General features: G+C 69.6%; 14 protein-coding genes. 7 read left to right on the forward strand and 7 right to left on the reverse strand.

The window, feature by feature from the left end; genetic code table 11:
* Positions 1 to 25: 25 nt before the first annotated feature.
* The 3 genes from ACFYY8_RS20765 to ACFYY8_RS20775 all read right to left on the reverse strand — a co-directional run bounded on the left by ACFYY8_RS20765 (position 26) and on the right by ACFYY8_RS20775 (position 3,008).
* Complete coding sequence (locus ACFYY8_RS20765; protein ID WP_352008423.1) at positions 26 to 877, reverse strand: helix-turn-helix domain-containing protein; 852 nt, start codon at positions 875 to 877, stop codon at positions 26 to 28.
* A 282-nt stretch (positions 878 to 1,159) separates the two neighbouring features.
* Positions 1,160 to 2,173, reverse strand: coding sequence for a glutamine synthetase (gene glnII / locus ACFYY8_RS20770; protein ID WP_390043179.1), 1,014 nt, complete (start codon positions 2,171 to 2,173; stop codon positions 1,160 to 1,162).
* Positions 2,174 to 2,339: 166 nt separating this feature from the next.
* Positions 2,340 to 3,008, reverse strand: coding sequence for a MerR family transcriptional regulator (locus ACFYY8_RS20775; protein ID WP_390043181.1), 669 nt, complete (start codon positions 3,006 to 3,008; stop codon positions 2,340 to 2,342).
* Positions 3,009 to 3,162: 154 nt separating this feature from the next.
* Between ACFYY8_RS20775 and ngcE the strand changes: the two genes are divergently transcribed.
* From ngcE to ACFYY8_RS20795, 4 genes are all read left to right on the forward strand, one after another.
* Positions 3,163 to 4,530 (forward strand): N-acetylglucosamine/diacetylchitobiose ABC transporter substrate-binding protein, encoded by a 1,368-nt coding sequence (gene ngcE, locus ACFYY8_RS20780; protein WP_390043183.1) that lies wholly within the window; start codon positions 3,163 to 3,165, stop codon positions 4,528 to 4,530.
* Positions 4,531 to 4,536: 6 nt separating this feature from the next.
* Positions 4,537 to 5,451, forward strand: coding sequence for a carbohydrate ABC transporter permease (locus ACFYY8_RS20785; protein ID WP_390043185.1), 915 nt, complete (start codon positions 4,537 to 4,539; stop codon positions 5,449 to 5,451).
* Positions 5,448 to 6,314: a carbohydrate ABC transporter permease gene (locus ACFYY8_RS20790; protein ID WP_390043188.1), complete on the forward strand. Its 867-nt coding sequence runs from the start codon at positions 5,448 to 5,450 to the stop codon at positions 6,312 to 6,314. The genes ACFYY8_RS20785 and ACFYY8_RS20790 overlap by 4 nt, the downstream gene beginning before the upstream one ends.
* Before the next feature lie 80 nt (positions 6,315 to 6,394).
* Complete coding sequence (locus ACFYY8_RS20795; RefSeq protein WP_390043193.1) at positions 6,395 to 7,279, forward strand: chitosanase; 885 nt, start codon at positions 6,395 to 6,397, stop codon at positions 7,277 to 7,279.
* Between the two features lie 9 nt (positions 7,280 to 7,288).
* Here ACFYY8_RS20795 and ACFYY8_RS20800 read toward each other — a convergent pair whose 3' ends face one another.
* Positions 7,289 to 7,972, reverse strand: coding sequence for a TetR/AcrR family transcriptional regulator (locus ACFYY8_RS20800; protein WP_386190096.1), 684 nt, complete (start codon positions 7,970 to 7,972; stop codon positions 7,289 to 7,291).
* Positions 7,973 to 8,559: 587 nt separating this feature from the next.
* On the opposite strand from ACFYY8_RS20800, the gene ACFYY8_RS20805 reads away from it, so the two are divergent.
* Positions 8,560 to 10,065 (forward strand): glycoside hydrolase family 3 protein, encoded by a 1,506-nt coding sequence (locus tag ACFYY8_RS20805; RefSeq protein ID WP_390043195.1) that lies wholly within the window; start codon positions 8,560 to 8,562, stop codon positions 10,063 to 10,065.
* 47 nt (positions 10,066 to 10,112) lie between these two features.
* On the opposite strand, the gene ACFYY8_RS20810 is transcribed toward ACFYY8_RS20805, so the two are convergent.
* Positions 10,113 to 11,414 carry a DUF2252 domain-containing protein gene (locus ACFYY8_RS20810; protein ID WP_390043198.1) on the reverse strand — a complete coding sequence of 434 codons (1,302 nt, stop codon included), beginning with the start codon at positions 11,412 to 11,414 and terminating at the stop codon, positions 10,113 to 10,115.
* 196 nt (positions 11,415 to 11,610) lie between these two features.
* On the opposite strand from ACFYY8_RS20810, the gene ACFYY8_RS20815 reads away from it, so the two are divergent.
* Both ACFYY8_RS20815 and ACFYY8_RS20820 read left to right on the forward strand, forming a co-directional pair.
* Positions 11,611 to 13,083 (forward strand): MFS transporter, encoded by a 1,473-nt coding sequence (locus ACFYY8_RS20815; RefSeq protein ID WP_390043200.1) that lies wholly within the window; start codon positions 11,611 to 11,613, stop codon positions 13,081 to 13,083.
* A gap of 171 nt (positions 13,084 to 13,254) precedes the next feature.
* A complete protein-coding gene (locus ACFYY8_RS20820; protein WP_390043202.1) occupies positions 13,255 to 15,822 on the forward strand; it encodes a glycosyl hydrolase family 18 protein in 2,568 nt (855 codons plus the stop codon).
* An 85-nt stretch (positions 15,823 to 15,907) separates the two neighbouring features.
* Here the strand turns inward: ACFYY8_RS20820 and ACFYY8_RS20825 are convergent, their stop codons facing one another.
* Positions 15,908 to 16,654, reverse strand: coding sequence for an ABC transporter permease (locus ACFYY8_RS20825; protein ID WP_390043205.1), 747 nt, complete (start codon positions 16,652 to 16,654; stop codon positions 15,908 to 15,910).
* Entirely contained in the window at positions 16,651 to 17,541 is an 891-nt protein-coding gene (locus ACFYY8_RS20830) for an ATP-binding cassette domain-containing protein (protein ID WP_390043208.1), read from the reverse strand. Before ACFYY8_RS20830 ends, ACFYY8_RS20825 begins: the two co-directional genes overlap by 4 nt.
* Positions 17,542 to 17,608 lie beyond the last annotated feature (67 nt).

A 17,608-nucleotide genomic window follows, 5' to 3' on the forward strand; every position in this document is an offset into this window, starting at 1 on the left:
CCTGCGGTGGCCGACCACCGCGGTCTCAGTGGTCGGGCATGCCCACGGCGCGCAGCAGGGCCGCGGGGTGGCCGTGGGCGGCGCGCAGCCGCATCAGCTCCGGATCGCTGCTCCAGAAGTCGGTCAGCGTGCCGTGCCCGATCCGGTCGGCGATGATCTGCAGGGCGATGTCGTGCTTGATGTACTCGACCGCCATCAGGACGACGGCCGGGTCCTCGGTGTAGACACCCCAGGCCGAGCCGTTCACGAACCCGCCGATCAGGACCTCGCGGCCGTCGCCGACGACCACCAGCAGGCCGCAGCCCAGGTTGTCGGCCACCGAGTCGGGCACCGGGAAGCGGTGCTCGTACAGGTAACCGACCTGGGTCTCGGCCGGGCCGAAGTGCACGACCGACACCTCGACCCCGCGCTCGGCCGCCCGCCCGACCAGCGGGGAGAGCTGCTTCATCTCCTCCGGCCAGATCGACAGGAACAGGTCGGTGCGCGCGGCGGCGACCACGTCCTCCGCCCGCGCGAGGACGGCCTCGGTGCCCTTGAGGTTGTGGATGATGTGCGCCCCGGGAGGCGCGACGATCGTGGGCAGCGAGGACTGGAGCGACTCGATCGAGTCGTCGAACTCCCTGCGCATGCGTTCGAGCAGGGATCTGGGCGGCAGCGGCAGGTAGCCGACCGCCTCCTCGGGGCCGCGCAGCTCGTAGGCCGCGCCCTTGGACACCAGCTTGCCCAGCGTCTCGTAGACGGTGCTCCGTGGCACGCCGGAGCGCTTGGCCACCTCGTAACCGTTGAGGGGTTGCCCGGCGACGACCAACGTCACATAGGCCTTGGCCTCGTAACCGGACATGCCCAGGCGCTGCAACTGTTCCACGACGTCCCGCATCGGAGTTATGGTACGGCTCGCCATGCCTGTTGGGCGTTGTCGTAACGAACATTATTTAGTACGAAATTAATCGTTTTGGAGTGTTTCCCAATGGGGTGTGGAAAAAGTTGCCGCTGACCAGCGCTTTTTCCAATCGTGCCGGTGAAGGCCGGATCGACGACCAACTTCATCGGGATTCAGAAAACGTTCCGCACGCTGGAACACGGCAGGTCGAGTCCCGGGAACGCGGAAGGGCCGCGCCCGCCCCTTCCGGGTGGACGCGGCCCCGCGCGGACGTGCCTGTCAGACCTGGCCGGCCTTCTCGAGGGCGGAGCAGCAGGTGCCGACGATGAGACGGGTCACCAGATACGGGTCCACGTTGGCGTTGGGGCGACGGTCCTCGATGTAGCCCTTCTTCTCCACCTCGACCTGCCACGGGATGCGCACGGAGGCGCCGCGGTCGGAGACGCCGTAGCTGAACTCGTTCCAGGGGGCGGTCTCGTGGTGGCCGGTGAGGCGCTCCTCGATGCCCGCGCCGTAGTGCTTGACGTGCTCCAGGGCGTTCGCCGCGAGGGCGTCGCAGGCGGTGATGATCGGGTCGTAGCCCTCGCGCATCGCCTTGGTCGAGAAGTTGGTGTGCGCGCCCGCGCCGTTCCAGTCGCCCTTCACCGGCTTGGCGTCGAGCGTGGCGGCGATGTTGAAGTCCTCGGCGACGCGGTAGAGCAGCCACCGGGCGATCCAGAGCTGGTCGGCGACCTCGATCGGGCCCGCCGGGCCGACCTGGAACTCCCACTGGCCGGGCATGACCTCGGCGTTGATGCCGGAGATCGCCAGACCGGCCTCAAGGCACAGGTCGAGGTGCTTCTCCACGACGTCGCGGCCGAAGACCTCGTCGGCGCCGACGCCGCAGTAGTAGCCGCCCTGCGGGGCGGGGAAGCCGCCGATCGGGAAGCCGAGCGGACGGCCCTCCTTGAAGAAGGTGTACTCCTGCTCGATGCCGAACCAGGACTCCTGCTCGGCGAACCGCGCGGCCACCTCGACGAGGGCGGCGCGGGTGTTGCTGGAGTGCGGGTTCATGTCGATGGTGAGGACCTCGCACAGGACCAGCACGTTGTCGCCGCCGCGGATCGGGTCGGGGCAGGTGAACACCGGCTTGAGCACGAGGTCGGAGGCGCCGCCGTCGGCCTGGTTGGTGCTGGACCCGTCGAAGCCCCACAGCGGCAGCTCGGCGCCGTCGGCGAGGATCCTTGTCTTCGAACGGAGCTTGGCGGTCGGCTCGGTGCCGTCGATCCAGATGTACTCAGCCTTGAAGGTCATCGCCGGAGTCCTTGCTAGGGGAGGGGTCTGCTGCCCCAAAGACTCGCAAGTCGCGATTTCGCATCTGTTGCCCTTATGTGAACGGGATGTTACTCAGGTCCGGTTCGCCCGGCGCAGTGTTCACATTCCCGTGAAAACAGGCTCTGACCTGCGAAAACGGAGGCCGTCACGGGGCCGTGTGAGCCTTGTCACCGTCATCGCCGGGCTCTATCCCGAAGAAACGGGCCGAGGCGGACTCGTGGGCCAGGCGGCGCAGTACGTCGAGGACCCGGCCGTGCATGACGGTGCCGATGACCAGGGTCTCGACCGCCGTCTCACGGGGCCCGTCCAGGGGGAGGACGCCGAACTCGTGCTCGACCAGTGTCTCCGCGGCCCGCGCGTAGGGGCGCAGGGCCTCCTCGTCCATCGGCATGCCGAGCCGGGCCAGGGCGTACAGGGCCTGGGCCAGCTCGTCGAGGGCCGGAGCCCAGGGCTCCGTCCGCCAGCCGAGGCCGGAGACCAGCCGGTCGGCCTCGGCGCGGGCGCGGCGCCACTCCTCACCGTCGGGCCGGGGCGCGGGCGCGGGGGCGATGGCGTAGTGGGCGGTGCCCAGCACGCGGTGCATGCTCAGTTCCTCGTCGTCGACCGCGGCCAGCACCTTGGCGATGGAGGCGATCGGCAGCCGTCCGACCTCAAGCAGCGCGCGGATCAGCCGCAGCCTGCGCACGTGGGCCTCGCCGTACTCGGCCCTGGTCGCCGAGGTCTGCTCACCGGAGGGGAGCAGGCCTTCCCGCAGGTAGTACTTGATCGTGGGGATGGGCACGCCCGTCTCGGCGCTGAGCTGGGAAATCCGCATAGCCGGATAGTACAACTACCCAATAGATGCGTCGTTGTTCCCGTCGGAGGCGGAGGGTAGCGTGACGGTCACCGTACGTCATGAAAGGGTGATCGTGAACTCCCCCTCTCTCCCTTCCGGGTGGCGAGCCGGGCGGCGAACCGGGTGGCGGGGCGTGTCCCGGCGCGAGCTGCTGCGCGGCGCCCTGGCCGGGCTCGGCCCGCTGGCCCTGTCCTCCTGCGCCTTCCCCGTCGGCGGCCCGCCCCCGACGTCCACCGGAGGCGTGCCCCGTCTCGTGGAGGACGGCCCCCTGGAGATCTGGATCTTCGACGGGGGCCTCGGCGACGACTACGCCAGGACCATCCACGAACCGCTGGTCGCCGCCCGCTTTCCCCGCCTCAGGATCAGTCACAACGCGACCAAGGAGATCTCCAGGACCCTCCAGCCGCGTTTCGTCGGGGGAGACCCGCCCGAGGTCGTGGACGACTCCGGGGCCGGCGCCATGGACCTGGGCGCCCTGGTCCAGGACGGCCAGCTCACCGACCTGACACCGTTGTACGACGCGCCAAGCTGGGACGACCCCTCCGTCACGGTGCGCGAGACCGTCGATCCCACGGCGATCGAGCTGGGCGGCTACGGCGGCAGGCCGTACGTCATGAACTACACCAACACCGTCTGGGGCATCTGGTACTCCCGGCCGCTCTTCGAGGCCAGGGGGTGGCGACCGCCCAGGACGTGGGCGCGTTTCCTCGACCTCTGCGAGGAGATCAGGCGTTCGGGGATGGCGCCGTTCACCTACGCGGGCACCCACCCCCAGTACATCTACGAGCCCATCCTCACCCTCGCCGCGAAGATCGGCGGCAGGCGGGTGCTGACCGACATCGACAACCTCGCCGAGGGCGCCTGGCAGGCCGAGCCCGTACGGCGGGCCGCCGCGGCGTTCGCGGAGATCGGGGCCAGGCACCTCCTTGAGGGCACCGCGGGCCTCGACCACGTCCAGACCCAGATCGCGCAGAACCGCGGGCTGGTCGCCATGCTGCCCTGTGGCTCCTGGCTGGAGAACGAGCAACGCGGCTCGGCCCCGGACGGCTTCGGCTACGCGATGTTCCCGCTGCCCGACTTCGGCCCCTCGGACGCCATGCCGTACGGCACGCTGCACGCCCAGCCGGGCGAGGAGTACATCGTGCCCGCGCGCTCGGCCAACCCCGGGGCCGGGCTCGAATACCTGCGGGCCATGCTCTCCCGGCGGGCGGCCGGGAGGTTCACCGAGGCCGTCTCGACGCTCACCGTCGTCAGGGGGGCGGCCGACGGCCTCAGGCTCAGGCCAGGCCTGGAGAGCGCCCGCGCCGCCCTCGCCGCCGCGGGCGGCAACGTCGTCACCTTCATGTTCCGCAGGTGGTACTCCGAACTGCACGACGAGGTCGCCGCGGCCACGGGGCAGCTGATGGGCGGGGCGATCAGCGCCGACCGGTGGGCCGAGCGGGCCCAGCGCAAGGCCGACGCGCTCAGGGCCGACCCCTCGGTGCGGAAGTTCACGAGGTAGCCGCCGATGAACCAGCACAGGAGACGGTTCGTCGCCGGGTTTCTCGCCGTCCCGGTCACGCTGTACACGGTCTACGTGCTCTCCCCCTGCGCGCAGGCCCTCGTCATCGCGCTCACCGACTGGCGCGGGGTCAACGCCGTCCCGCGCTTCGTGGGGGCGGACAACTTCCGCAGGCTCCTCGGCGACGAGGTCTTCCTGCGGGCCGCCGGTCACAACCTGCTGCTGCTGGCGCTGGTGCCGCCGCTGACCATCGGGCTCGCCCTGCTGTTCGCCTGGCTGCTGACCGGCGACGGGACGGCCGGGCGCACGGGCGGGGGAGCGGTCAGGGGGGCGGGGTTCTACCGGGTGGTCTTCTTCTTCCCGCAGGTGCTGGCCGTCGTCCTGGTCGCCGTCCTGTTCCGGCAGATCCTCAGGCCGGACAGGAGCGGGATGCTCAACGCCCCGCTGACCGCCCTGGGGTTCGAACCGGTCGGGCCGCTGGCGGAGACCCGCCTGGCGCTGTGGGCCGTCCTGTTCGTGCTGGTCTGGCAGGCGGTCGGGTTCTACGTCGTGCTCTTCTCCGCGGCCATCGTCTCCATCCCGCGGGAGCTGTTCGAGGCCGCGGCCATCGACGGCGCCAGGGGCGGGCGGCTGTTCCTGCGGATCACCCTTCCCCTGCTGCGGGACACGGTCCAGGCGGGCTGGGTCTACCTCGGCGTCGCCGCGCTCGACGTCTTCGCCGTCGTGTGGGTGATGACGGCAGAGCAGGGCGGCCCCGACCACTCCACGACGGTGATGGCCGCGGAGGTCTACCGCAACGCCTTCCACTACTCCAGGTTCGGTTACGCCTGTGCGATGGGTGTGGTGCTGTTCGCGCTCACCGCCGGGTTCGCGGTGCTGGTCCTGCGGCTGACCCGGCGCGAGCGGATCGAGTTCCGGTGAGCGCGGCCCGCGCCCGCTTCACGGCGGTCCTCTCGCACGCCGTCCTGCTCTGGTGGACGTTCCTGGTCACGGTGCCGATCGTGTGGACCTTCCTGGCCTCGGTGAAGAGCGAGCGGGAGATCTTCGGCGACGCCTGGTCGCCGCCGGCCACGATCCGCCTCGACAACTGGGCGCGCGCCTGGCAGCAGGCGCACGTGGGCCGCTACATGCTCAACAGCGTCGTCGTCGTGGCGTGCGGTACGGCGGGCACCATGCTGTTCGGCGCGATGGCGGCCTACGTGCTGGCCCGCTACCGCTTCCGTGGCAGCCGGATCGTGCACGCGTTGTTCGTCGCGGGCCTGGCCCTGCCGGTCTACCTGGTGCTGACCCCGCTGTTCTTCGTCGTCAGGAACACCGGGGCGCTGCCCCTGGTCGGCCCGTTCATCGGCCTGAACACCCACGGCGGCCTGATCCTCGTCTACATCGCCTTCTCCCTGCCGTTCACGGTGTTCTTCCTCACCGCCTTCTTCGGGACCCTGCCGAAGACGGTCGCGGAGGCCGCCTTCGTGGACGGCGCCTCGCACACGCGGGTGTTCTTCCAGATCATGCTGCCGATGGCCAGGCCCGGTGTCGTCAGCGTGACGGTCTTCAACGTGCTCGGCCAGTGGAACCAGTACCAGCTTCCCCTCGTGCTGCTGCCCTCCGACCGGGACAGCTGGGTGCTCACGCAGGGCATCGCCGACATCTCGACCACGGCGGGCTACGACGCCGACTGGGGCGCGCTGTTCGCCGCGCTCGGCATGGCGATCATCCCGATGATCGTCGTCCACGCCCTCCTTCAGGGACAGATCCGCAGAGGGCTGACCGCGGGGGCGTTCAAGTAGATCGAATTTGGCCGTTCACAGAGATTGGGTTAACTGTTGGAGTGACACTGACGACATATCGGGCAACCGACACCCTGTCTGTGACCTCCTCCGCCCGCCTCGGCGGGCGTCGACGTCTTCTCGGGCTGTTCCTGGCGCCCGTGGTGGCCCCTGTGATGGCCGCCGTCCCGCTCGCCCCGGCCCAGGCCGCGCACGCCGCGGCTCCGGCACGTTCCACGGTGATCTCCGGAGTCTCGGCCTCGGCTCACTCGGCACCGGGGCTCGACGACCCGGCCAAGAGGGAGATCGCGATGAAGCTGGTCTCCAGCGCGGAGAACTCCTCCCTCAACTGGCGGGCGCAGTACAAGTACATCGAGGACATCGACGACGACCGCGGCTACACGGCGGGCATCATCGGCTTCTGCTCCGGCACCGGGGACATGCTGGACCTGGTCAGGTTCTACACCCGGAGCAAACCGCACAACCCGCTGGCCAAGTACCTCCCCGCCCTGCGCCGGGTCAACGGTACCGACTCGCACAAGGGCCTCGACCCCGGCTTCACCAAGGCCTGGGCCCGCGCGGCGAAGGACAAGGCCTTCAGGAAGGCGCAGAACCACGAACGTGACCGGCTGTACTTCCGCCCCGCCGTACGGCAGGCCAAGAAGGACGGCCTGCGCGCGCTCGGCCAGTTCGTCTACTACGACGCCATCGTCATGCACGGCGGCGGCGACGACTCGCTCAGCTTCGGGGCGATCCGCAGGAACGCGCTGAAGAAGGCCAAGCCGCCGTCGCAGGGCGGTGACGAGACCGCCTACCTCAACGCCTTCCTCGACGCCCGCAAGGTCGCCATGAAGGCCGAGTCGGCCCACGAGGACACCAGCAGGGTGGACACCGCGCAGCGGGTCTTCCTCAGGAAGGGCAACCTCGACCTGAACACGCCGCTGTCGTGGAAGGTCTACGGCGACTCCTACCGGATCAAGAAGTAGCCGTCCGGCTCAGGCCCGCTCGCCGGTCGTCAGACCGTCGAGGAGGACCGTGATGTAGTGGTCGGCGAGTCCCGCGGTGTTCAGGCGTCCCCCCGGCCTGAACCAGCGGACCGTGACCCAGATGCTGTCGCGGACCATGCGGTAGGTGAGCTTGGGGTCGATGTCCCCGCGGAGCTGCCCGGCGGCCTGGCCGCGCCTGATCTGCTCGACCCACATGCGCTCGACCTCCTCCTCCGTCCTGACCAGGTAGTCGAAGCGGTCGCCGGGCAGGGAGCGCAGGTAGTTCCAGTCGTTCTGCATGACGGTGATCGCCGCGCGGTGCGGTTCGAGCGTGCCGAAGGCGACGCGGACCATCTCCGACAGGGTCGTACGGGGGTCCTCCCGCCGGTCGAGCACCGTGCGGTAGCGGCCGACGAGGTCGTCGAGGAAGGTGGTCAGCACCTCGTCGACGATCGTCTCCTTGGAGTCGAAGTGGTGGTAGAGGCTGCCGGACAGGATGCCGGCCTCCTCCGCGATCTCGCGGACGGTTGTCGCCTGGAATCCCTTGCGGGCGAAGAGGTCGGCGGCGAGTTTCACGAGGTGTTCGCGGCGCTCCGAGGCGGAGCCGGATGAGGCCGCGCGCCTGGTCGCACCCTGGCGTCTGACGGAGGTGGTCGTGGCGCCGGAGTTCTTTCTCGTGTTCACGTCCTCCATTATGAGTCTTTGCGTAATCGCTTGTTCGCGTGAACGAACCAGCTCATCGCGGCATTCGCCCTGTGCCGGACGCCTGTCCGGAACGGCGTGACGGGGCCGCTCTCCGGTGCCGCGCCGTACGGTCCGTGCCCGGGGGACGCGGGCGGGTTTCGGTTTTCCGTAAGGGGAGGGGAAAGCCTTCCCTTACCGACAAAACTCATAAACGTCACTTCTCTGGACATGCCTCCTCTTTCCTGGAGAGCGCCCGGTCTCCGGAGGGGGTCCGTGACGGATACGGCTTGGCTGGCGCGCGCCACACGGATGGTTTCGCTCACGGATCGCCCATGGTGACGCACCCGGTACGCCCCGTGGCTTCCGGTGACCGTTCCCCCTGTCGCCCCTGGAGCGTTCCCGGGTACCAGGTGTCACTCCGGATCGCAGGATCTTGACGGAAGGCCCATGGTCAGCCCCCTAGCGATAAAGAAAGTTTCCTATTAGATTTGCGCGCAAGGCCGATGGGAGCGCTTCCTCCCACGCCTGTGAACACAACATGGTGTCCGCGTGTCCTCGGCATGAGATGCCGGCCGGCCATGAGGCGAGGAGGGTGCATGAAGCGCGGCCAAGAGCTGCTTCGTCTGGCGGACACGGTTGTTCTCCCGGGATTCGAGGGCAAGTCACCGCCCGACTGGGTCCGCAGACGCCTGAGCGAGGGCCTGACCGGGGTGGTGCTCTTCTCCAGGAACATCGCCACCCCCTCCCAGGTCGCCGACCTCACCGCGGCGCTGCGCGCGGAGAACCCGCAGGTCCTCGTGGGCATCGACGAGGAGTCGGGAGAGGTGACCCGGCTTGAGGCGGCGGCCGGGAGCACACGCCCCGGCAGCTTCGCCCTCGGAGTCGTCGACGACGTCGCGCTCACCGAGGAACTCGCCGCCGACCTCGGCCGCGATCTGGCGCTGACCGGCGTCAACCTCAACTTCGCACCCTCGGCCGACGTCAACTCCAACCCCGACAACCCGGTCATCGGCCTGCGCTCCTTCGGCGCGGACCCCGACCTGGTCTCCCGGCACACCGCGGCCTGGATCCGGGGCCTGCAGTCGGCGGGCGTCGCCGCCTGCGCCAAGCACTTCCCCGGGCACGGGGACACCTCGGTCGACTCCCACCACAGCGTCCCGCTGGTCACGGCGACCGCCGAGGAACTGCGCGAGGTCGCGCTGCGGCCCTTCCGCGCGGCGATCGCCGAGGGCGTGCGCACGGTCATGACGGCCCACCTGCTGGTCTCCGCGCTCGACCCGGGCGTGCCCGCGACGCTCAGCGGCAAGGTGCTGCACGACCTGCTCCGCGTCGAACTCGGCTTCGAGGGCGTCATCATCACCGACGGCATCGAGATGACCGCGGTCTCGGGACCGTACGGCATCGGCGGCGCCTCGGCGCTGGCCATCGCCGGAGGAGCGGACGCGATCTGCATCGGCGGCCAGAACTCCGACGAGCAGACCGCCATCGACGTCCGCGACGCCATCGTGGACGCGGTGATCGAGGGCAGGCTCCCCGAGGAGAGGCTGGCCGACGCCGCACGGCGGGTGTGTGAACTGGCCCTGTGGGCCGCCTCGGCCCCCAGGAGGCAGGACCCCGCGCCCTCGCGTCCCGGCGATGTCTCCATCGGCCTTGAGGCGGCCAGGCGGGCGCTGCGGATCACCCGCCGCTCGGCGAGCGTCTCCCTTCCCCTGGCCGCCCCGCCCCACGTGCTCGAACTGGCCCCCGAGATGAACCTGGCCATCGAGAAGGACACGCCCTGGGGCGTCGGTGAACCGCTCGGCAAGCTGCTGCCCGGCACCACGGTGACGCGCCTGGACGCCTCCGGGGCGACCGGGAGCGCGATCGAGGGGGTGCTGGCCGCGGCCACCGACCGGCCGCTGGTCGCCGTCGTCCGCGACGCCCACCGTCACCCCTGGCAGATGGACGCCCTGCAGCACCTGCTGGCAGCGCGCTCCGACGCCGTCGTGGTCGAGATGGGCCTGCCGGGACGCTCCGACCTCGGCGCCGTCCACATCGCCACCCACGGCTCCGCCAAGGTATGCGGCCAGGCCGCGGCCGAGGCTCTGGCGGGGGACGCCTGATCCAGCGTGTTCCGCCGCCCCCGGGCCGCGGGAACGGCGGAACACGCTCACAGGCCGGGCAGGCGGCCGTTGCGGAACAGGTCGACGAACAACTGGTGGTCGGCCCTGGCCCGCGCGCCGTAGGCGTGGGCGAAGTCGACGAGCACACGGGTGAACCCTGCGGCGTCGGCACCGATCACGTTCACGATCGCGTCCTCGGTCGAGAAGTCGACCAGGTCGTGGCTGGACTCGTCGTCGGCGACGGAGTGCATGCGGGCCACGGCCCTGCCGAGGTCACCGATCACCGAGGCGAGTTCCTCCGGCTCGTTGACGTCGCCCCAGTCGAGGTCGGCCGAGTAGGGGGAGACCTCGGCGACGAGCTGGCCGACGCCGTTCAGCGTCGTGTGGCCGAGCCAGGGGTCGGCGTAGGCCTGCAGGGCCCGCTGTGACTCCGCCGTACGGTGCCCCTGGTGCCTGAAGTAGCCGCGTACCTTCTCGTCGGTGATGTACCGGGCGACCGCCGGGACCTGGGCCTGCTTCATGTAGAGGATGACGTCGTTCTCCAGGGCCTGGGTGTGGCCCTCAAGGAGCATGTTGTAGGACGGCAGGCCCGCCGAGCCGATGCCGACGCCCATGCGGAGCGCGAAGTCCTTGATCCTGTGCTCGACCGTGGGGACCGAAGAGGGGAGCGTGGTGAGGTACTCCGCGAAGGCGGCTTCGACGGCGTGCCTGGTCTCCTCGTCGACCGGATAACGGCCGTCCATGATGGCGAACCTGCGCTCGAAGTTGTCGATCGTGGTCTCGACGTCGAGCAGCGCGACCCGGGTGTTGAGCCGGGCGACCTGAAGCACCCGGTGCAGCACACCGGTGGTCGTCTCCAGCGTCAGCGAGCCGATCGCCTCGTCCCCGCCCTCGGAGATGCCGGTCAGCTCGGTGAGGTAGGCCTTGGCGAACCCCGAGACCAGGTCGGTGATCACCTCGTCCGACAGCGCCTTGGCGTAGCCGATGAGCGCGACGCTGGCCACGAACCGCTTGAGGTCCCAGATGTAGGGGCCGACGTAGGCCTCGTCGAAGTCGTTGACGTTGAAGACCAGGACGCCGGAGGCGTTCATGTAGGTGCCGAAGTTCTCCGCGTGCAGGTCGCCGTGTATCCACACCCGGCTCGTCTGGTCGTCGAGGAAGGCCGTGTCGGCGAAGGAGCCGGCCATGTCCGCGTAGAACAGGCAGGCGCTGCCGCGGTAGAAGGCGAACGGGGAGGCGGCCATCTTCCTGAACTTGCGCCGGAAGGCCGGGGGGTCACGCCTGATCGACTCGCCGAACTCGGTGATCAGGACATCGAGAATGTGCGCCGAGCGCCCATCTGTGGTCATGGTGCGCACGTTAGGGCCCCTCGGCCCGGATCCGCCAGGTGAAGACGTCACAGGGCCGTCACAGCGGCGGCTTCCCGGCAAAGCAGTGCCCTATGAAACAAGGGGACATGCCATGGAATGAGGCGTTCGCCCGAGTCTGTTGGGGAGAGAGGATTCCGACCACGGTGTCCTCACGAGGAGGGACGGTGACGCGGCTGTGACACGACGGGGACCGGTGGTGGCCGGGCTCATGCTCAGCACGGCCCTGGCCGCGATGGACGCCACGATCGTGGCCACCGCGGTCCCGGCGATCGTGCGCGACCTGGGGGCCTTCTCCCTCTTCCCCTGGGTCATCGCGGTCTACATGCTGGCCCAGGCGGTGTGCACCCCGATCTACGGCGGGCTCGCCGACGTCTACGGCCGCAAACCCATGCTGCTCGTGGGCGCGGCGACCTTCCTGGCCGGGTCACTGCTGGCGGGCGTGGCCTGGAGCATGCCCGTCCTCATCGTGGCGCGGGCGGTGCAGGGGGTCGGGGCGGGAGCGATCCTGCCGATCACCCAGACGATCGCGGGCGACCTCTACCCACTGGCCCAGCGGGGACGCATCTCGGCGCTGATGTCCACGGTGTGGGGAGGCTCCGCGTTGCTCGGCCCGGCCCTGGGCGGCCTGCTGTCGGAGTTCGGGTTGTGGCGCTGGGTCTTCCTGCTGAACCTCCCGATCGGGGTGGCCGCGCTGGCCATGGTCACCGTGTTCCTGCGCGAGTCGGTCGAACGCCGCCCGCACCGCCTCGACCTGCTCGGCACCGCCCTGCTCGCGGCGGGCGTCGTCACCGTGATGATCGGGCTCCAGGAGACCGTCTGGTGGCTGATCGCGCCCGGTCTGGCGTTGCTCGCGGCCTTTCTGCGCTGGGAGCGGCACGCGGCCGAGCCGGTCGTGCCGCCGTGGGTCTGGCGTGACCGGATGCTGCTCGGCTCGTTCCTCGGCAGCGCGCTCGTCGGCGTGGTGCTGATCGCCCCCGCCCTCTACCTGCCCACCTACGCCCAGGGAGTGCTCGGGGTCGGCGCGGTCGCCGCCGGGTTCGCGCTCGCCACGCAGTCCATCGGCTGGCCGCTGGCCGCGGGACTGGCCGACCGCCTCTACCTGAGGTACGGCTTCCGCGCCACGGCCCTGGCCGGGATGGTGCTCGTCGTCGTCTCGGCGGTGATGTTCACGCTGCTGGACGCGGCTTCGCCGCTCGTCTACGCGGGTCTGTGCGCGTTCGTCAACGGCGCCGGGCTCGGCCTGGTCTCGGTCTCCTGCCTCGTCGGCGCGCAGTCCGTGGTCGGCTGGGAGCGGCGTGGCGTCGTCACGGGTGGGGTGGTGTTCTTCCGCAGCGCGGGAAGCGCGGTGGGCACGGCGGTCTTCGCGGCGGTCGCGAGCCTGTCCCTGCTGTCGTCCGGTTCCGTCGGCTCGGTCGACGACGTCGCCGCCGCGCTGGGCGGTCCCGGGGAGCAGGCCGCCCGTTCCGCCCTGGCCTTCGCCGTGCACCACGTCTTCCTGGCGATGACGGTCGTCGTGGTGCTCGGCGTGCCGGCCGTGCTGGTGATGCCGAGAAGGGGACGGCCGTTGTCCGAAACCCTTTCTGAAGCAGAGCCGGAAACCGTCCCCGAGGGCGGGGAGGACGGTGGGCGGACCCGCGCGGACCGCTGAGTCATACGGGAGCGTTCCATTTTCCGAGAACGGTTTTCATGAGGGAGGCCGCCCCGGCCCGGGGCGGCCTCCCGCTGTTTTTACAACCATTTTGGGTCTTGTAGAGGCCGGGGGTCAGGGTTACGATCCGCATAATTATTAGGAAACTTTCCTAAAGGAAAGAGCATCAACATGCGCCGATTAGCTTCTGTGCTGGTGGTGTTCGCCATGGCGGCCGCGATGGCCGCATTGTCGATCCCCGCCCACGCAGCCGCTCGCCTGACAGCCGCCTTCACCCTCACCGGCAACCAGGGCAAGTTCGTGGTGAGCAACCCCAACAGCACAGCTGTGACCGGTTGGTCGATCACCATTGAACTTCCTTCCGGGGTGACGGCCAGCAACCCCCAGAATGCGACCATTTCGCAGACCGGCACCAAGGTGAAGCTGACCCCCGCCTTCTACATCAACACCGTGAAGGCGAACGGCAACACCGAGCCCTACAGCCCGACCTTCACGCTCAGCTCGGCCGTCCAGCCGACCAAGTGCACCATCAACAACGCCAACTGTGACGGCAGCGGCGACCCGCCCCCGCCGGACGCGCCCGTCACCGCGACCTACTCGGCCAGCGGTTCGCGTGGCAAGTTCGTGGTCAACAACAACACCGACGCCGCGCTCAACGGCTGGACGATCACCTTCGACCTGCCCGCCGGTGTCACCGCCAGCTCCGCCGACAACGGCTCGATCAGCCAGAGCGGCCGTTCGGTCACGCTGAGCCCGGCTCACTACAACACCAACGTCGCGGCCCACGGCACGACCGAGCCCTACAGCCCCACGTTCACGCTCAGCAGCGCCTCCGCCGAGCCGGACAACTGCCGGATCAACGACGTCAGGTGTGACGGCGCCGCCGACACCCCGCCCGGCGTCCCCGGCAACCTGCGCTCGCCGGTCAAGACCACCAAGACCATCTCCCTGGCCTGGGACGCCGCCACCGCGGGCAGCCTGCCCATCGTCGGCTACCAGGTCTACAACGGCAGCAACGTGGCCGCCACGGTCACCGGAACGACCGCGACCGTCTCGGGCCTGACCCCGAACACCGAGTACACCTTCACCGTCAAGACCAAGGACAGGAAGGGCACGCTCTCCGGGGCCAGCAACGCGCTGAAGGTCACCACCAACAACGCCGGTGACGACACCCAGCCGCCCACCGCGCCCACCAACCTGCGCAGCACCGGCAAGTCCTCCTCGACCGTGAACCTCACCTGGGGTGCCTCCACGGACAACAAGGAGGTCGCGAACTACGAGATCTACAGCGGCTCGACCCTGCTGACCACCTCGACCTCGACCTCGACCACGGTGACCGGCCTCTCGCCGTCCACCGAGTACACCTTCACGGTCAAGGCCCGCGACACCTACGACAACGTCTCCGACGCCAGCAACGCGGTGAAGGTCACCACCGACGACATCATCGGCAGTGGCTACGCCCGCGTCGGCTACTTCGTGCAGTGGGGCATCTACGGCCGTCAGTACTTCGTCCGCAACCTCGACACCACCGGCGTCGCGGCGAAGCTGACCCACCTCAACTACGCCTTCGGCAACATCGACCCGGTCAACCTGACCTGTCTGCAGGGCGTGACCAAGGGCACCACCGGCAACCCGCAGGACCCGAGCCAGGGTGACGGCTCCGGCGACGCGGACGCCGACTACGCCAGGCCGATGAGCGCCGGTCAGTCCGTCGACGGTGTCGGCGACACCGGCTGGGAGAAGCTGCGCGGCAACTTCAACCAGCTCAAGAAGCTCAAGGTCAAGTACCCGAACCTGAAGATCCTGATCTCGCTCGGCGGCTGGACCTACTCCAAGTACTTCTCCGACGTGGCCGCCACCGACGCCTCCAGGAAGAAGTTCGTCGCCTCCTGCATCGACACCTACATCAAGGGCAACCTGCCCACCTACAACGCCGCCGGCGGCCCGGGCAGCGCTGCCGGGATCTTCGACGGCATCGACCTCGACTGGGAGTGGCCGGGCTCCGAGGGCCACGCGGGCAACCACATCGGCGCCAACGACAAGCAGAACAACACCCTGCTGATCGCCGAGTTCCGCAAGCAGCTCGACGCCCTGACCACCGAGACCGGTAAGCGCTACCAGCTCACCGCCTTCACCCCCGCCGACCCCGCCAAGATCGAGGCCGGCTGGGAGCTCGCCGAGGTCGCCAAGTCGATGGACATCTTCAACGTCCAGGGCTACGACTTCCACGGATCGGGCAGCGACAACTCGTGGGAGCCCAACGTCGCCGGTCACCAGGCCAACCTGTACGCCGACAACGACGACCCGTACAACTTCCACTTCAGCGTGGAGAACGCCGTCAACGCCTACCTGCAGGCCGGGGTGAACCCCCGCAAGATCGCCATCGGTCTCGCCTACTACGGGCGTGGCTGGCAGGGGGTCGCCGACGGCGGCAAGTCCGGTGAGTGGCAGTCGGCGACCGGCGCCGCGCCCGGCCAGTTCCAGGACGAGGCCGGTACCCGTGGATACAGCAACCTGCTGGCCAGCGTCCCCGGGTGCAACATCAAGCACGACGAGCAGTCGGTCGCGACCTACTGCTACACCGGCAACGGCGGCCAGTGGTGGACCTTCGACGACACATGGACGATCGCGAAGAAGACCGCATGGCTCCGCAGCAAGAACCTGCTCGGCGTGATGATCTGGGAGATGTCCGGTGACCCCGGCACCCTGACCAGCGCCGTGGACGCGGGCCTGAAGTAATCGATCGGGGGTAATCCCCACCAGAACGGGCTGTCCCCGCGACCTGCGACGCCGCGAGGACAGCCCGTTTCGCGTGCCGGCCTGTTCAGGCGTCACGGCGCCTGAACAGGGGAACGGCGACGGCGAGCGGGAGCGCGATCCAGGCCAGGTAGACGGCGAAGCCGGTCCAGGGCCCCATCCCGACGGGACTGACCAGGGCGATCCGGCTGCCCGCGTTCGAGGGGGTGAGCTCCACCAGCCTCCTGCCCAGCTCGCCGGGCACGAACGCGACCAGTGTCGGCAGCACCATGAGCAGCGCGCAGGCCGTCACGATCGCGCCCGGGGTGTGCCTGATCAGCGTGCCGAGCGCCAGCCCGAGCAGCCCGCCCGCGGCCAGGTAGAGCCCGGCGCCGACGATGGCCCGCGACACGCCGGGATCGGCCAGGGAGACCGCCGCCGCCCGCCCGGCGAACACGGCCTGACCGGTGAGGAAGGCGGCGAAGGAGGCGACGACGCCCACGGCGAACGTGACCCCGGTGAGCACGGCGGCCTTGGCGGCCAGGAACCTCAGCCTGTCCGGCACCGCGACCAGGGAGGCGCGGATCGAGCCCGTGCGGTACTCGCCGCAGACGACGATCACCCCCAGCGTCGCCGTCACCGGTGCCGCGAGCATGATGCCCATCAGGCTGATGGAGACCGGGTCGGACAGGCGCCCGCCGTCCCCGGCGTTCACGGCGACCAGCGCTCCGGCCGCGCCGAGCGCGACCATCAGCGCCGTCACGGCGCCCAGGGTCCACACGGTCGAGCGCACCGAGCGCACCTTGGTCCACTCGGACCGCATCACGTCGATCATGAGGAGTACTCCAGACTGTCCTTGGTCAGTTCCATGTAGGCGGCCTCCAGGGTCGGCCTGACGAGGGTCAGCTCCTCGATCGCCAGCCCCCGCGCGGCGACGACGGTCCCGACCTCAAGGGGAGAGCGGCCGGTGACGCGCAGGTGGTCCCCGTGCATCTCGGCGCCGGGCAGCAACCCTGCCACCTCCGCCAGGTACGGCGAGCGCACCCGGACGTACCCCTGCGAGCTGCGCCCGATGAACTCCTCCATCTCGGCGTCGGCGATCAGCGTCCCCCTGCCGATGACGACGAGACGGTCGGCGGTCTGGGCCATCTCGCTCATGAGGTGGCTGGAGACGAAGACGGTGCGCCCCTCGGCGGCCAGGTCACGCATCAGTGTGCGGATCCACAGGATCCCGTCGGGGTCGAGCCCGTTGACCGGCTCGTCGAACAGCAGGATCTCCGGGTCCCCCAGCAGCGCCGCGGCGATCCCGAGCCGCTGCGACATGCCCAGCGAGAACCCTCCGATCCGCCGCCCGGCCACCGCGCCGAGCCCGACCGTCTCCAGCACCTCCCCGACCCGGGAGGCGGGGATCGCGTTGCTCCGCGCGATGGCCAGCAGGTGGTCGCGGGCACTGCGTCCGCCGTGCACGGCCTTGGCGTCCAGCAGCGCGCCGACCTTGCGCAGCGGGTGCCTGAGCTCGCCGTACGGCACCCCGCCGACCGTCACCGTCCCCGAGGTCGGCCGGTCGAGGCCGAGGGTCATGCGCATCGTGGTCGACTTGCCCGCTCCGTTCGGCCCCAGGAAACCGGTCACCAGACCGGGTCTGACGTCGAAGGACAGGCCCGCGACGGCCGTGGTTCCGCCGTACTCCTTGGTGAGGCCGATGGCCCGTATCGCTGTCATGTCCCAAGGCTCTCCGGAGGGGGCGGTCGTTTCCTCCTGCCACGGGACCGTTCGCGGCGGCCGGGAC

Origin of the sequence: Streptosporangium sp. NPDC001559 (assembly GCF_042893955.1) — a bacterium.
Classification (GTDB): Bacteria; Actinomycetota; Actinomycetes; order Streptosporangiales; family Streptosporangiaceae; genus Streptosporangium.

Excerpts from the sequence above, each read along its gene's own strand:
- ACFYY8_RS20765 (WP_352008423.1), bottom strand. The coding sequence starts at position 877 with ATGCGGGACGTCGTGGAACAGTTGCAGCGCCTGGGCATGTCCGGTTAC.
- glnII (WP_390043179.1), bottom strand. The coding sequence starts at position 2,173 with ATGACCTTCAAGGCTGAGTACATCTGGATCGACGGCACCGAGCCGACC.
- ACFYY8_RS20775 (WP_390043181.1), bottom strand. The coding sequence starts at position 3,008 with ATGCGGATTTCCCAGCTCAGCGCCGAGACGGGCGTGCCCATCCCCACG.
- ACFYY8_RS20785 (WP_390043185.1), top strand. The coding sequence starts at position 4,537 with ATGAACCAGCACAGGAGACGGTTCGTCGCCGGGTTTCTCGCCGTCCCG.
- ACFYY8_RS20800 (WP_386190096.1), bottom strand. The coding sequence starts at position 7,972 with ATGGAGGACGTGAACACGAGAAAGAACTCCGGCGCCACGACCACCTCC.
- ACFYY8_RS20805 (WP_390043195.1), top strand. The coding sequence starts at position 8,560 with ATGAAGCGCGGCCAAGAGCTGCTTCGTCTGGCGGACACGGTTGTTCTC.
- ACFYY8_RS20810 (WP_390043198.1), bottom strand. The coding sequence starts at position 11,414 with ATGACCACAGATGGGCGCTCGGCGCACATTCTCGATGTCCTGATCACC.
- ACFYY8_RS20820 (WP_390043202.1), top strand. The coding sequence starts at position 13,255 with ATGCGCCGATTAGCTTCTGTGCTGGTGGTGTTCGCCATGGCGGCCGCG.
- ACFYY8_RS20825 (WP_390043205.1), bottom strand. The coding sequence starts at position 16,654 with ATGATCGACGTGATGCGGTCCGAGTGGACCAAGGTGCGCTCGGTGCGC.
- ACFYY8_RS20830 (WP_390043208.1), bottom strand. The coding sequence starts at position 17,541 with ATGACAGCGATACGGGCCATCGGCCTCACCAAGGAGTACGGCGGAACC.